Raw genomic sequence first — 14939 nt, forward strand, 5'->3', positions numbered from 1 at the left:
TTATGATAACAATGTAAATAATTTATTCTTAAAGACACCATCCTTAATTTTAGTCACCACAGTCATATTATGAGGATTATTGAGAAGATGAGTTGAATCAATAACTAAATGTCCATATGAACGCGTACTTTGATATTCAACATAACCATACACTTCTAATCTATCCTCTATCATTTCATTGGGATATAAAGCAACAGCCATGGTTATAGGGTCAGACAGGTCAAATCCTTTTCTATTAGTTCTTCCCACATTGAATTCAATCAATGTCTTATTACATCTCACTGCAAACCGACCAAGATCACTTAAAGAGTTTAATTTATCTATATCAACATCATTGATAAAAGCGTTCTCCATACCTAGCTCCCACCCACAGAATATAAGAGGTATTCCAGAATTTAATACTATATGTGCGGCTTCAGCATCTACATAAATATTGAACTCAGCTAATGGTGTAATATTCCCAGCTTTCAATCCAGCTCCACCCATAATATAAATTACTTTGACAAACTTATGCAAATCTGGCTCTTTTAAGACCGCCATTGCTATATTCGTTAATGGTCCCAAAGTGATTATTTCTATCTCACCAGGAAATTTTTTCACGATATCAATAATTGCATCTACTGCATGTTTATCTTCTGCTATTAACGGAGATTCTGGTAAATTCATATCACCCATACCATCTTTTCCATGAATATGATATGAAGTATAGAGTTCTCTAAATAATGGTTTACTCATTCCTTCATATACCGGAGGAATATACATCTCCGCTTTTTCAATACTGACTAACACATTTTTCTTACACTGAGAGACAGTACAATTCCCTGCAACAACAGTGATACCTTCAATAAAAACTGAAGGCTCCTGTAACGCCATCAACAATGCAACGGCATCATCAGAAGCAGTATCTGTATCAATAATTAAATGTCTCATAATATCCTCCTCTTTATAATGTCCCTTACATTAGACTATAAGCTCCTCTAAAAAAAGTCACATGACCTTTTTCTAGAATAAAGAAGCAAGATGCACAGAGATATACAGCGAATATGTGATCTATTTCACAACGCATCATCAACAAATAAAATGACGAAAAAACAACCTATTAACATAAACAATTAAAGTTGTTCATTAGATTTATCTCTTTCAAACCATACTTAATCATCAGCTAAAGAGTGTATCTATTTCTACCCTTCTACTTCACCTATGTTTTATAATTGACCTAAATCTTTATCAAAAAATAAATCTATGTTCTAATAATTGCGAAAAAATTAAAGCGACAAAATCATCATTTACATAATTTTTGGAGCCGTCTCGAAAAAAATGACAAAAAACACCTTAATTTACCTTAAAAAGCACTTCCTTGACATAATTTCCACATTTCCTCCATTTTTTAGTCTATCCTCACTGGCTAAACTAATAACACACGATTAAATTGATAATGCAGCCGTACATAAATCAAGTAATACCTTGAGTTTTGAGAGAATGTCGAAGAAATGAATAAAAATAATAAACGCCGCCTTTTCCGTGCAATATTAGCCACCATTACGGTAGCTACTACTATATTTATCTGGCACCAATTTAAAACATCTTCTGCCCCTCAAAGGGAAAATACCCAATCCAATGTATCTGATCAATCCACTGTCTCAAGGCGCCCTCTTTTACCTCCCGTTCAGGCTGCCACGGCAAAAAAACAGGCAGTGCCCCGTTTTCTGACTGGACTGGGCACCATTCACGCTGCGAATACAGTCACCGTGACCAGCCGGGTAGAAGGTCAGCTTATGGCACTACACTTTCAAGAAGGTCAACAAATTAAACAAGGTGATTTACTGGCAGAAATTGATCCACGTCCTTTTCAGGTTCAATTAGCACAAGCTGAAGGCCAACTTGCCAAAGATCAAGCCGTACTGGTTAATGCTCGTCAGGATCTGAATCGCTATCAGAAGCTGGCAAACACTAGACTAATTTCCCAACAAGAAATGGATAATCAACGTGCACTTGTCCGCCAACATGAAGCCAGCCTGAAAGTTGATCAAGCAATCATTGATAATGCAAAACTTCAGCTCACCTACAGCCGTATTACTGCACCAATTTCTGGTCGAGTGGGTCTGAAACAGATCGATGTGGGAAATTTTATCTCCAGTGGCAACAATTCCCCTATTGTGGTTATTACACAAACTGATCCAGTCAATGCGCTCTTTTCACTACCGGAAAACGATATCAACGCGGTTTTACAGGCTCAAAAAAGGAATCATGACGTTGTTGTCCACGCATGGGATCGCAGTAACCAACAACAACTTGCCGAAGGAAAACTGTTAAGTATCGATAATCAAATCGATACCGCTACCGGCACGATTAAGCTCAAAGCCCGTTTTTCCAATCAGGATGAAATTCTGTTCCCTAATCAGTTCGTTAATATTCATATCAAAGTCGATACATTGGAAAACGTAGTTGTGATCCCAAATGCCGCGCTGCAAATGGGTCATGAAGGGAATTTTGTTTGGATACTGGATAAAGATAACAAAGTTAGCAAGCATTTGGTCACGGTCAAATTACAGGATGCCCAACGCGTTGTTATCAGCTCTGGCCTGACAGAAGGTGACAAAGTGGTTACTGATGGTATCGACCGCCTGACAGACGGCGATAAGGTAGATATCGTTACTCCGATGGTAAATAAAACTAAAACTCAACCACATAATAACAAGGCGGAGAATTCCTGATGCAGGTAAACGCCCAGATACCGGGAGGCGGGCCATCTCGCCTGTTTATCCTGCGTCCCGTCGCTACCACATTGTTTATGGTAGCAATCCTACTGGCAGGAATTATCGGCTATCGCATGTTGCCCGTGTCCGCTTTACCGGAAGTGGACTATCCCACAATTCAGGTAGTCACACTCTACCCTGGCGCAAGCCCTGATGTGATGACCTCTGCGGTAACAGCGCCATTGGAACGCCAACTCGGACAGATGTCCGGCCTTAAACAAATGGCATCCCAAAGCTCCGGTGGCGCTTCAGTTATCACATTACAATTTCAACTGACATTACCATTGGATGTAGCCGAACAGGAAGTACAGGCTGCCATTAACGCTGCCAGCAATTTATTACCCAATGACCTGCCCTATCCCCCTATTTACAACAAGGTTAACCCCGCTGATCCCCCAATTTTAACGCTGGCAGTAACCTCCGATGCCATGCCGATGACTCAGATTCAGGATATGGTGGAAACCCGCGTCGCACAGAAAATTTCACAGGTAAATGGTGTTGGATTGGTGACGCTTGCCGGCGGGCAGCGCCCGGCAGTCAGAGTGAAACTGAATGCTCAAGCTGTCGCTGCTCAGGGATTAGATAGCGAAACTATCCGTACCGCCATCAACAGTGCCAATGTTAACTCAGCTAAAGGTAGTCTTGACGGACCAACCCGTTCTGTCACGCTTTCAGCCAATGATCAGATGAAATCCGTTGATGATTATCGCAAACTGATCGTTGCCTATAAAAATGGTGCGCCAGTACGATTACAAGATGTAGCAACTATTGAGCAAGGGGCCGAAAATATCAAGCTAGGCGCATGGGCAAATGGTAAACCGGCAATTGTGATTAATGTTCAGCGCCAGCCGGGTGTCAACGTAATTGAAACTACAGATAACATTCGTCAGATGCTACCGGAACTCATTAGCAGTTTGCCAAAATCTGTCAATATAAAAATTCTGACTGACCGCACGACAACTATTCGTGCTTCAATAAAAGATGTTCAGTTTGAGCTGTTACTGTCAATTGTGCTAGTTGTTATGGTGATTTATCTGTTTTTACGTAACAGCATCGCAACACTTATTCCAAGTATCGCAGTTCCCCTTTCATTGGTCGGCACATTCGCAGTAATGTATTTCTGTGGCTTCTCTATTAATAACCTGACACTCATGGCCCTCACCATTGCCACCGGGTTTGTGGTGGATGACGCCATTGTGGTGATCGAGAATATCTCCCGCTATATAGAACAAGGCGAGAAACCGATGGCCGCAGCATTGAAAGGTGCCGGTGAAATTGGTTTCACCATTATCTCCCTAACTTTCTCTTTGATCGCAGTGTTGATCCCGTTATTTTTCATGGGCGACATCGTTGGCCGCCTTTTCCGTGAGTTTGCCATTACTCTAGCCATTGCAATTCTGATTTCTGCCGTTGTCTCACTGACATTAACACCCATGATGTGCGCCAGAATGCTCAAATCGGAATCACAGGTAAAGCACAATCGCTTTGAACAGGCCAGTGAACACTTTTTCAAACGGATAATTGCTGGTTATGCCGTATGGCTGAAAAAAGCACTAAACCACCCATGGATCACACTTGGTATCGCCCTAAGCACATTGGTGTTAACAGCTCTACTCTATGTCATTATTCCAAAAGGCTTTTTCCCATTGCAAGATAACGGGCTGATTCAGGGAACATTGGAAGCGCCACAATCAGTATCCTTTGCTGCAATGGCAGATAAACAGCGACAGGTTTCATCCTTATTGTTGCAAGATCCCGCAGTAGAAAATGTCACTACATTTGTTGGCGTTGACGGTAGTAACCCAACGCTAAATAATGGGCGGCTGCAAATTACACTGAAACCACTCAACCAACGTAACGACAGAATTGCTGAAATTATTCCGCGTTTACAGGAAAAAATTGCTTCCATACCAGACGTAAAGCTCTATCTGCAACCCATGCAAGATCTGACGATTGATACTCAGGTCACACGTAACCAATATCAATTCACATTGCAAGCAACTTCCCTGGATGAATTGAGTATCTGGGTACCGAAATTATTGACTGAACTGAAACAGAGATCAGAACTGGTTGATATCAACAGTGACTGGCAAGCGCAAGGGCTGATCGCCTATGTCAAAGTGGACAGAGACATTGCTAGTCGGTTAGGTATCTCAATGGCGGCTATCGATAACGCCCTCTACAATGCATTCGGTCAGCGACTGATTTCAACAATTTATACTCAAGCAAATCAGTATCGAGTCGTACTAGAACATGATGTGAAATCGACTCCGGGACTGGCTGCATTTGATAACATCCGTCTCAACGGAATTGATGGTAATACCGTACCACTCAGTGCTATCGCTACTGTTGAACAAAGATTTGGCCCGTTAGCAATTAACCATCTGGCACAATTCCCCGCAGCAACATTTTCTTTCAACGTCTCGGGAAATGCTTCTCTTGAGCAGTCGGTCAATGCTGTTCACAATGCAGCGCAATTAATTGAAATGCCCAAAGATATGACAATTAAATTCCAAGGAACAACGCTGGCATTTGAAAGCGCACTCGGCAATACATTATGGCTGATCACTGCCGCTGTTATCGCCATGTATATTGTGCTGGGAATACTGTACGAAAGTTTTATTCATCCGGTAACAATTCTCTCCACCCTGCCAACAGCGGGAGTTGGTGCACTGCTGGCACTGATGATGACAGGTCAAGAACTGGATGTTATTGCAATCATCGGCATTATCCTGCTAATAGGTATTGTGAAGAAAAACGCTATCATGATGATCGATTTTGCTCTGGCAGCTGAACGCGAACAGGGGTTATCCCCTTATGAAGCGATTTATCAGGCTTGTTTGTTGCGTTTCCGTCCGATTCTGATGACCACAATGGCCGCATTGTTTGGTGCTTTACCATTGATGCTCAGCGCCGGTGTAGGTGCCGAATTACGCCGCCCATTGGGAATTTGTATGGTTGGCGGACTGATTATGAGCCAAATCCTGACGCTGTTTACAACTCCGGTTGTCTATTTACTGTTTGACAGACTGGCGCACTATCGCCGCTATCGCAAACCCGGCGAGCCGGATAATTCATCTATTGATAATCAGGAGCTACGGTGAAGTTTTTTGCTTTATTTATCCAGCGCCCTGTTGCCACAACGCTGCTCAGTTTAGCTATAACCCTATGCGGGTTATTAGGATTTACCCTGTTGCCAGTTTCCCCTTTGCCGCAAGTGGATTTCCCGGTAATCACCGTTTATGCCTCATTGCCAGGAGCATCACCGGAAACAATGGCATCATCTATTGCTACTCCGCTGGAACGGGCTTTGGGACGAATTGCCGGTGTCAATGAGATGACGTCCAGTAGTTCACTTGGTAATACAAATATCACGCTTGAATTTGACTTGAGCCGTGATATTAATAGCGCCGCACGGGATGTACAGGCAGCCTTGAATGCCGCTCAAAATATGTTACCTTCCGGTATGCACAGTAAACCACGTTACTACAAAGCAAACCCGTCCGATGCCCCCATTATGATCCTGACACTGACTTCTGATACCTATAATCAGGGGCAACTTTACGATTTAGCGTCTACTCAACTCGCACAGAAAATTGCACAAGTCGAAGGAGTCAGTGAAGTTTCTGTTGGAGGAAGTTCTCTACCCGCATTGAGAATTGAATTGAATCCTAACGCTCTGTTTAATCAAGGGATTTCTCTAGATACCGTACGCAAAGCTATCAGCAACGCAAATGTTCGCCGCCCACAAGGATATGTGGATTCAGATCAGCAACGCTGGCAGATCCAAACCAACGATGAGCTGAAAACCGCTGAAAATTATCGACCGATAATCGTCCACTACAAAAACGGCTCACCAGTGCGGCTACAAGATGTAGCGAATATAAAAGACTCGGTTCAGAATGTCAGAGCAGCCGGTATGTCTGGCGGTGAACCGGCTATTTTGCTTATCATTCGCCGTGAAGCTGGCGCAAATATTATCGCCACGGTAAACCGTATCCGAGAACAATTACCTGCATTACGTGAATCCATCCCCGCCTCTATTCAACTTAAAGTTGCTCAGGATCGCACACCAACTATTCGCGCTTCATTAGCAGAGGTGGAGCGTGCGCTGGTAATTGCTATCGGACTGGTGATTCTGGTGGTATTCCTGTTCCTGCGTTCTGGCCGAGCAACATTGATCCCAGCGATTGCCGTACCTGTTTCACTCATTGGAACCTTTACCGCCATGTATTTGTGCGGTTTTAGTCTTAATAACCTTTCCCTGATGGCACTGACGATTGCAACAGGATTCGTCGTAGATGATGCTATTGTGGTATTGGAAAATATTTCCCGCCACCTTGAAGCAGGCATTAAACCTATGCAAGCAGCGCTGCGAGGTGTTCAAGAAGTGGGCTTTACCGTCCTTTCCATGAGTATTTCGCTGGTCGCAGTCTTTATCCCTCTTCTGCTAATGGATGGGTTGGTTGGTCGGCTATTCCGTGAATTTGCTATTACTCTAACGACAGCAATCGGTATCTCGTTGTTGGTCTCTTTAACATTGACCCCAATGATGTGTGCTCATTTGCTTAAACCCCAACGCACCAAAGAGCAGGAAAAAATCCGCGGGTTTGGCAAAGTTCTGCTGAAAATTCAGCAAGGTTATGGCCGCTCCCTAATATGGGTTCTTAATCATAGTCGCTGGGTGCTGTTAATTCTGGCTGGCACCATTGCCCTAAACGTCTGGCTCTATATCAATATTCCAAAAACTTTTTTCCCCGAACAGGATACTGGCCGGTTGTTAGGATTCGTCCGGGCAGATCAAAGTATCTCTTTCCAGTCTATGCGTGAAAAAATGAAAAATTTTATGCAGATAATCAATGCCGATCCTGCGGTAGATAGCGTTACCGGTTTTACCGGCGGCTGGCAGGTAAACAGTGGTTTTATGTTTATCTCTTTGAAGCCGCTAAAAGAGCGCTCAGACAACGCTGAACAAGTTATCTCACGCCTGAGAATCAAACTTGCTAATGAGCCGGGGGCAAGGCTGTTTTTAATTCCAGTACAAGACATCAGAGCCGGTGGTCGCCAAAGTAATGCAAGCTACCAGTTTACATTACTGGCAGATGACCTCAATGATCTACGTAAATGGGAACCCGTTATCCGTAAGGCATTAGGACAATTGCCTCAACTGGCCGATGTGAATTCAGATAAAGAAGATAAGGGAGCTGAAATGGCAATAACCTATGACCGCGATACCATGTCACGACTGGGAATTAATGTCAGTGAAGCAAATAGTTTACTAAATAACGCTTTTGGTCAGCGACAAATATCTACTATTTATCAGCCACTTAATCAGTATAAAGTTGTAATGGAAGTTGCACCGGAATATACACAAGATGTCAGTGCATTGGAAAAAATGTTTATGATTAACAATAAAGGAGAGGCAATTCCACTTTCCTATTTTGCTCACTGGCAGCCCGCTAATGCGCCGCTAAGTGTGAATCATCAGGGGCTTTCCGCTGCCTCTACCATTTCCTTTAACGTACTAGAAGGTTATACCCTCTCCGATGCTATCAATGCTATTGAAAGGACCATCACTGAACTTGGTGTGCCTCCAACTGTTCGCGGCACTTTTGCAGGCACGGCTCAAATTTTTCAAGAAACAGTGAAATCACAGTTATTCCTGATTCTGGCTGCGATTATCACCGTTTATCTGGTGTTAGGAATATTGTATGAAAGTTATATCCACCCACTGACCATTCTCTCTACTTTACCTTCTGCCGGTATTGGTGCTTTGTTGGCATTGGAACTATTTAACACGCCATTCAGCCTGATAGCCTTAATAGGCATCATGTTGTTGATTGGTATCGTGAAAAAAAATGCCATTATTATGGTGGATTTTGCCATTGAAGCCCAACGTAACGGCAATATCTGTGCCCGTGATGCTATATTCCAGGCTAGCCTGTTACGTTTCCGCCCAATTCTGATGACTACACTTGCAGCCTTGTTTGGTGCCCTGCCATTGGTTTTGAGTAATAGCGATGGCGCGGAGTTGCGCCAACCATTAGGAATTACCATTGTTGGTGGTCTGGTCATGAGTCAAATTTTGACATTATATACCACACCGGTGGTCTATCTCTGTTTTGATCGATTAAGAGAGAAATGGCAACACCGGCGTGCCACCAGACAAATTGCGGGGCAATCATGAAACTCGGTATCAGTGGCAAACTATTTATGGCTATCTTTGCCACTTGTATGCTGGTACTTATTACCATGCACTGGGGTGTCAGGAGCAGTTTTCAGCATGGTTTTATTGGTTATATAAAACAAAACATCCAGTTACGCACTTCTATGCTGGCTGAAGCACTAGCTGAACAATATCAACAATATGGTAGCTGGAAATTCTTAAAGAAGAATAACCGGATCATTTTTCAAATCATCCGTTCTATTGAACAAACCAGTGAAAGCCGCCAGGGTCCACCGCCCCGCGGCTGGCGAACTCAGTTTTGGGTCGTGGATAGTGATATGAAACTACTGGTCGGTCACGAAGGTGAAATTCCATCAGATACCTATCGCGAACCAATTAACTATAATAATCAGATAGTCGGATGGGTCATTGTCAGTACATCTGACAAAATTACCCGCCAGGCTGATATCAGTTTTGATCGCCAGCAACAACTGACAAGTTGGATAATTGCAGGCTTATCTACCTTACTGGCAATCATAGCTACATTATTGTTGTCCCGTGGCATGCTGAAACCCGTTAAACGCTTGGTTGAAGGGACGCATAAACTAGCAGCAGGCGATTTTAGTGTCCGAGTGACATCATCAGGTAAAGATGAAATCGGTCAGCTTGCCTACAATTTTAATCAGCTCGCCAGTACACTGGAAAAAAATGAGCAAATGCGCCGTGATTATATGGCAGATATTTCCCATGAACTTCGCACACCTCTTTCTATATTGCGAGGTGAACTAGAAGCTTTACAGGACGGTGTTCGTAAACCAACCCCTGAAACACTCAATTCGTTATTGGCAGAGATCACCACATTGACCAAACTAGTTGATGATTTGCATCAACTATCTCTATCAGATCGCGGAGCGCTGGCATATCGGAAAGAATTTATCAATATCAGTGGGTTACTTCAAGCTGCTATAGCATCTTACCGAGACCGTTTCATTAATAAGCAAATCCAGATGGATGTTAAGCTGCCTGAAATTGTCATGATATTTGCTGACCCAAGCAGATTAACTCAACTATTTCATAATTTACTGGAAAATAGCCTTCGCTATACCGCTAACAGTGGAAAACTGATTATTGAAAGTAACTCTGATGATAACCACTTTATACTGAGCTGGCAGGACAGCGAGCCAGGGCTGTTACCAGAACAATGTCAGCGAGTCTTTGAACGATTCTACCGCAGTGAATCTTCTCGAAACCGCGCCAGTGGTGGGTCAGGGCTCGGGTTGGCTATTTGCTATAACATCGTTGAAGCACATAATGGTACGATACGTGCTGAACCCTCACCTTTAGGTGGCCTAAGAATTAGCGTAGAATTACCGCTAATTAAATCCCCTGACTGCGAAATACCATGAATGCAGAATTTGAACATTATACTGTTTTAATTGTTGAAGATGAGCCAAAACTCGGTCAATTACTGGTTGATTATCTAAACGCGGCTGGTTACAAGACTCAGTGGCTACTGCGTGGTAATGAAGTCGTTCCTCACGTACAGCAACACAATCCAGATATTATTTTGCTGGATCTGATGCTTCCAGGTTGTGATGGTTTATCTGTCTGTCGTGAAATCCGCCGTTTTTCTGATGTACCTATTATTATGGTCACCGCTAAAACCGAAGAAATTGACCGATTGCTGGGGTTGGAAATCGGGGCAGATGATTATATCTGTAAACCTTACAGCCCACGTGAAATTGTTGCACGAGTGAAAACTATTCTCCGCCGCTGTTACCGACCACAGGATATTGTCAAACAAAGTGACCTGCAAATTGATGAAGCCTGCTTTCAGGCAAGTTACCGCGACAAAATACTGGATCTAACTCCCGTTGAATTCCGGTTACTAAAAACAATGGCAATCCGCCCTGGACAGGTGTTTTCCCGCGATCAATTACTGAATAATTTGTATGACGATCACCGCATCGTTACGGACCGCACTATCGATAGCCATATTAAAAACCTGCGCCGTAAATTGGAACAATTAGACAGCAGTAAAACATTCATCCGTTCCATTTATGGGCTTGGTTACCGCTGGGAGGCCGATATATGCCGTTTGTTATAACTGTCACATTTTAATTGAATTAAGTTTCTCTCAACCTCTCACCGTTCAGAAATTCAGCTATATTAAAAATACTCATCTTTAATTGGAGGAATTATCTATGGCTATAGGTCACTATGATCTCAAAAGGACAAAAAACAAGCAGTATTACTTCAACTTAAAAACATCGAACGGTGAAGTTATCCTCACCAGTGAAATGTACACTACAAAGGCAGCAGCGAATAAAGGGATTCGTTCTATTCAGGCGAATTCTCCTGAAGAAAAGAACTTCGAAATCAGGGAAAACAAAGCTAGTAAATCTTATTTCGTGCTGAAAGCGAGAAACTATCAAGTTATCGGATTCAGCGAGTTGTACGATGATGAAATTGCTGCCAAAAAAGGCATTCAGTCGGCGGTTAAAAACGGCTCCAGTGTGAATGTTCGTGATCTAACAAAATCAGAGTAATACTTTTTCATAATAAACCGCACCTTATCAGTTGAAATTAATATTCAACTGATAAGGTGCATCTTCATCTTTTAATTGCTTTAGTTGCCAGGAATGTCGGCATAAAATGATCGACAACAAAGCGAGGATTGGGTTGCTCATCTTCATAAAAACCTTCGATAGAAAATCCAGTGTTAATCTGACCTCCAATGAGATCTGAAAGAGAATGCCCAAAAACAATGGCTTCCCCTTTTATTTTCTTCTCTTCCAATTGAGCTTGTTCAAGTGATACCAAATCAGAATAAGGCAGCTTATAGCGTGGTTTAATTAACCCTTGCACCATATAGGAGGGATCACGGTCACCAATAAAAAGTACCGGGTTATAAAAACTGGCCAATAACACACCACCTTTTTTCAATACCCGATAGCACTCTTTCCATACAGGAAGAACATCCGGTATATAGAGATTAGAAATAGGATGAAAAATCAAGTCAAAAGAACCATATCAAAGATACTCAAATCTCTCATATCACCTTGTATTATCGCAAGATTAAGCCCATCACGTTCTGCAACCATATAATCCTGGACAAGTTGTTTCTCTGAAAGATCAAACACCGTCACATTTGCGCCTGCCGCCGCCAAAATTGGCGCTTGCTGTCCCCCAGCAGAAGCCAAACAGAGAATATCTTTGTTTTTGATATCACCGAGCCAACCCTCAGGTAATGCACGGGGCGTCAGATGAATCTGCCATTTTCCGTTTCTGGCATCATCAATTAACTTACTGCTAACAGGACAGGACCATTCATGTGAGCTTCAGCTTGTTTATCCCATGCCGCCTGATTATGCACGAGGATACTAATTTGGGAATTATGTTCCTCCATTTAAATTCTGTTCCTCCATTTATTTGTACTCATTGATACAGTTTCGATTGGCGATATAGTACACAATATTTTTTATTTTAACACTTCAGTATAAAAATCCATCTCAATCTATTTACTTAATAAATTTGTATCCCCAACAGATTAAGCGTTAAAATCCTTGGTCTTATCCTCACTTTTTGTAGTGAAAACTGACCTGAATTCAGACCGAGAATTTTTTAAACATGTTTACTCCAGAATTACTTTCTCCTGCCGGCTCATTGAAAAATATGCGTTATGCCTTTGCCTATGGCGCAGACGCCGTATATGCAGGCCAACCACGTTATAGCCTGCGTGTTCGTAATAATGAATTTAATCACGAAAATCTGGCACTGGGCATTAAGGAAGCTCATGAACTTGGCAAACGCTTTTACGTTGTGGTCAATATTGCTCCGCACAATGCCAAACTGAAAACCTTTATCCGTGATCTGAAACCCGTTGTTGAAATGGGACCTGATGCTTTGATTATGTCTGATCCCGGGCTCATTATGATGGTTCGTGAAGCTTTCCCAGAAATAGAAATTCACCTTTCCGTTCAAGCTAATGCAGTCAATTGGGCAACAGTAAAATTCTGGCAACAAATGGGACTAACCAGAGTCATTCTTTCCCGTGAACTTTCGCTGGATGAAATTAACGAGATTCGCCAACATGTTCCTGATATGGAGCTGGAAGTTTTCGTACATGGTGCACTGTGTATGGCCTATTCCGGTCGCTGCCTGCTATCCGGTTATATTAATAAGCGTGATCCAAATCAGGGAACATGTACTAATGCATGCCGCTGGGAATACAACGTTCAGGAAGGCAAAGAAGACGATATCGGTAATATTGTGCATATACATGAGCCTATACCGGCAAAAAATATCGAGCCAACATTGGGAAAAGGTGCACCAACAGATAAAGTATTTACGTTCGAAGAGATGAAGCGTCCAGGGGAATATATGTCTGCTTTTGAGGATGAACATGGTACTTACATCATGAACTCTAAGGACTTACGCGCAATTGAACACGTTGAACGATTAACTAAAATGGGAGTTCACTCGCTAAAAATCGAAGGACGCACAAAATCTTTCTATTACTGCGCCCGTACAGCACAAGTTTACCGCAGGGCTATTGATGATGCTGTTGCAGGAAAACCTTTTAATCCAACCTTGCTAACCACCCTGGAAGGGCTTGCTCACCGTGGATATACCGAAGGATTTCTGCGCCGTCATACTCATGATGCCTATCAAACTTATGAATATGGCTATTCGATATCCGATACACAGCAATTTGTTGGTGAGTTTACCGGTGAACGAGTCAACGGATTAGCTGAGGTTGCAGTCAAAAATAAATTTATGGTCGGAGATAGCCTCGAATTAATGACGCTATCAGGCAATATCCAGTTCACACTGGAAGCAATGCAGGATAAAAAAGGTCAGTCAATGGAAGTTGCCCCTGGTGATGGGTATATTGTCTATTTACCAATTCCTAAACAAATTGATATTAATTACGCCTTATTAATCCGTAATCTAAATGGTATTAATTCTCAATCTCCTCACATGAGCCGAGATTCAGACAAATAATCATCAATATACCCTCCTTATGATGGTATATTTCTTTTTTTAGAAACAGATCACATCAATACTATTTTATTTACCGTAGTATTGTTGACGAAAAATAAAAAACTAAAAAAGTATTACAGTAAGACTAGGAACCACCTCCTTGGCCGGCTCAATCTCCCTTGAGCTGGCCTTTTCTTTTTTCCCCGGAATAATAAAATCAACAAGTTGCAGAATTCATTTACATGATTAATTAAATAGATTAGTTTAACTATTAAATTAATAAATCTTTGTATTAATATGTTCCTTATACCTTATACATTAATAAGAAAATATTTATAGTTACTGAAATATAACACTATCTAAAGAAATGTAATTAAAATTTTTCACTATTCAATAATGCAGAAAATCCATCATATTTAGGATAAATATTATGCAATTTGATAAAATTGATCGAGTGAAAATTATGAAATAGGATAATTACAGTTTACTTATTGTTAAAACTATTAGTTCAACATTTACCTGACTATTCTGGTTATCAACTCTCATGTCAGGGTTCTGATTTACAGACAACGAGAATCCATGAATTAGCTAGCTGACTATCATTACCCTATCCCGATTAGTTTGACACAGAATTTTTACTGTCTTATATATCTACAACTCGAACAGGGAAAAATGGTTATAATCAATTAATAAAACACCAATGAGCAGTAAGTACTATCCCGCACTCCAAGAGGATAAAATTAATATTTACCTTAACCCTACAATAAAAAATTGACTATAAAATCAAAGGTCAACAAAAACACACTCCCACACCGGCTTCAAAATGAGAAATATCACCTGATAAGAACATTCAGGAAAAGTTAGCCAAATGAGTAATGACAGCAAGTATTCAACCTTACTATTAGAATCAATAGCCTCTATCAGCAGGACATGATTTTATGGAATGCTGTTCGCAAAATAACCTGTGACAAGGAAATTATTTTAGGCGAATAAAATAAAACTCAATATCAACATTTGCAATAAAAAAACGG

At 41.7% G+C, this 14939-nt stretch carries 8 protein-coding genes and 1 pseudogene; 7 read left to right on the forward strand and 2 right to left on the reverse strand.

Going from position 1 to position 14939, the window contains the following annotated elements; translation table 11 throughout:
• Positions 1-930 carry a nucleoside hydrolase gene (locus tag C5469_RS04200; protein ID WP_166302733.1) on the reverse strand — a complete coding sequence of 310 codons (930 nt, stop codon included), beginning with the start codon at positions 928-930 and terminating at the stop codon, positions 1-3.
• A gap of 560 nt (positions 931-1490) precedes the next feature.
• On the opposite strand from C5469_RS04200, the gene C5469_RS04205 reads away from it, so the two are divergent.
• The 6 genes from C5469_RS04205 to C5469_RS04230 all read left to right on the forward strand — a co-directional run bounded on the left by C5469_RS04205 (position 1491) and on the right by C5469_RS04230 (position 11471).
• Positions 1491-2714, forward strand: a complete 1224-nt coding sequence (locus C5469_RS04205; protein ID WP_166302736.1) for an MdtA/MuxA family multidrug efflux RND transporter periplasmic adaptor subunit — start codon at positions 1491-1493, stop codon at positions 2712-2714.
• On the forward strand, positions 2714-5860 hold the full coding sequence (locus tag C5469_RS04210; RefSeq protein WP_166302739.1) for an MdtB/MuxB family multidrug efflux RND transporter permease subunit: 3147 nt from the start codon (positions 2714-2716) through the stop codon (positions 5858-5860). Before C5469_RS04205 ends, C5469_RS04210 begins: the two co-directional genes overlap by 1 nt.
• Positions 5857-8943: a multidrug efflux RND transporter permease subunit MdtC gene (mdtC, locus tag C5469_RS04215; protein ID WP_166302742.1), complete on the forward strand. Its 3087-nt coding sequence runs from the start codon at positions 5857-5859 to the stop codon at positions 8941-8943. The genes C5469_RS04210 and mdtC overlap by 4 nt, the downstream gene beginning before the upstream one ends.
• Entirely contained in the window at positions 8940-10328 is a 1389-nt protein-coding gene (gene baeS, locus C5469_RS04220; protein ID WP_166302745.1) for an envelope stress sensor histidine kinase BaeS, read from the forward strand. The genes mdtC and baeS overlap by 4 nt, the downstream gene beginning before the upstream one ends.
• Complete coding sequence (gene baeR, locus C5469_RS04225; RefSeq protein ID WP_166302748.1) at positions 10325-11029, forward strand: envelope stress response regulator BaeR; 705 nt, start codon at positions 10325-10327, stop codon at positions 11027-11029. Before baeS ends, baeR begins: the two co-directional genes overlap by 4 nt.
• A gap of 97 nt (positions 11030-11126) precedes the next feature.
• Positions 11127-11471, forward strand: a complete 345-nt coding sequence (locus tag C5469_RS04230; protein WP_166302751.1) for a YegP family protein — start codon at positions 11127-11129, stop codon at positions 11469-11471.
• A 64-nt stretch (positions 11472-11535) separates the two neighbouring features.
• Here the strand turns inward: C5469_RS04230 and C5469_RS04235 are convergent.
• Positions 11536-12331: pseudogene (locus C5469_RS04235) on the reverse strand (class I SAM-dependent methyltransferase).
• Positions 12332-12552: 221 nt separating this feature from the next.
• Here C5469_RS04235 and trhP point away from each other — a divergent pair.
• Complete coding sequence (trhP, locus tag C5469_RS04240) at positions 12553-13929, forward strand: prephenate-dependent tRNA uridine(34) hydroxylase TrhP (protein ID WP_166302754.1); 1377 nt, start codon at positions 12553-12555, stop codon at positions 13927-13929.
• Positions 13930-14939: the final 1010 nt, after the last annotated feature.

Source organism: Photorhabdus cinerea, from assembly GCF_011189575.1.
GTDB lineage: Bacteria > Pseudomonadota > Gammaproteobacteria > Enterobacterales > Enterobacteriaceae > Photorhabdus > Photorhabdus cinerea.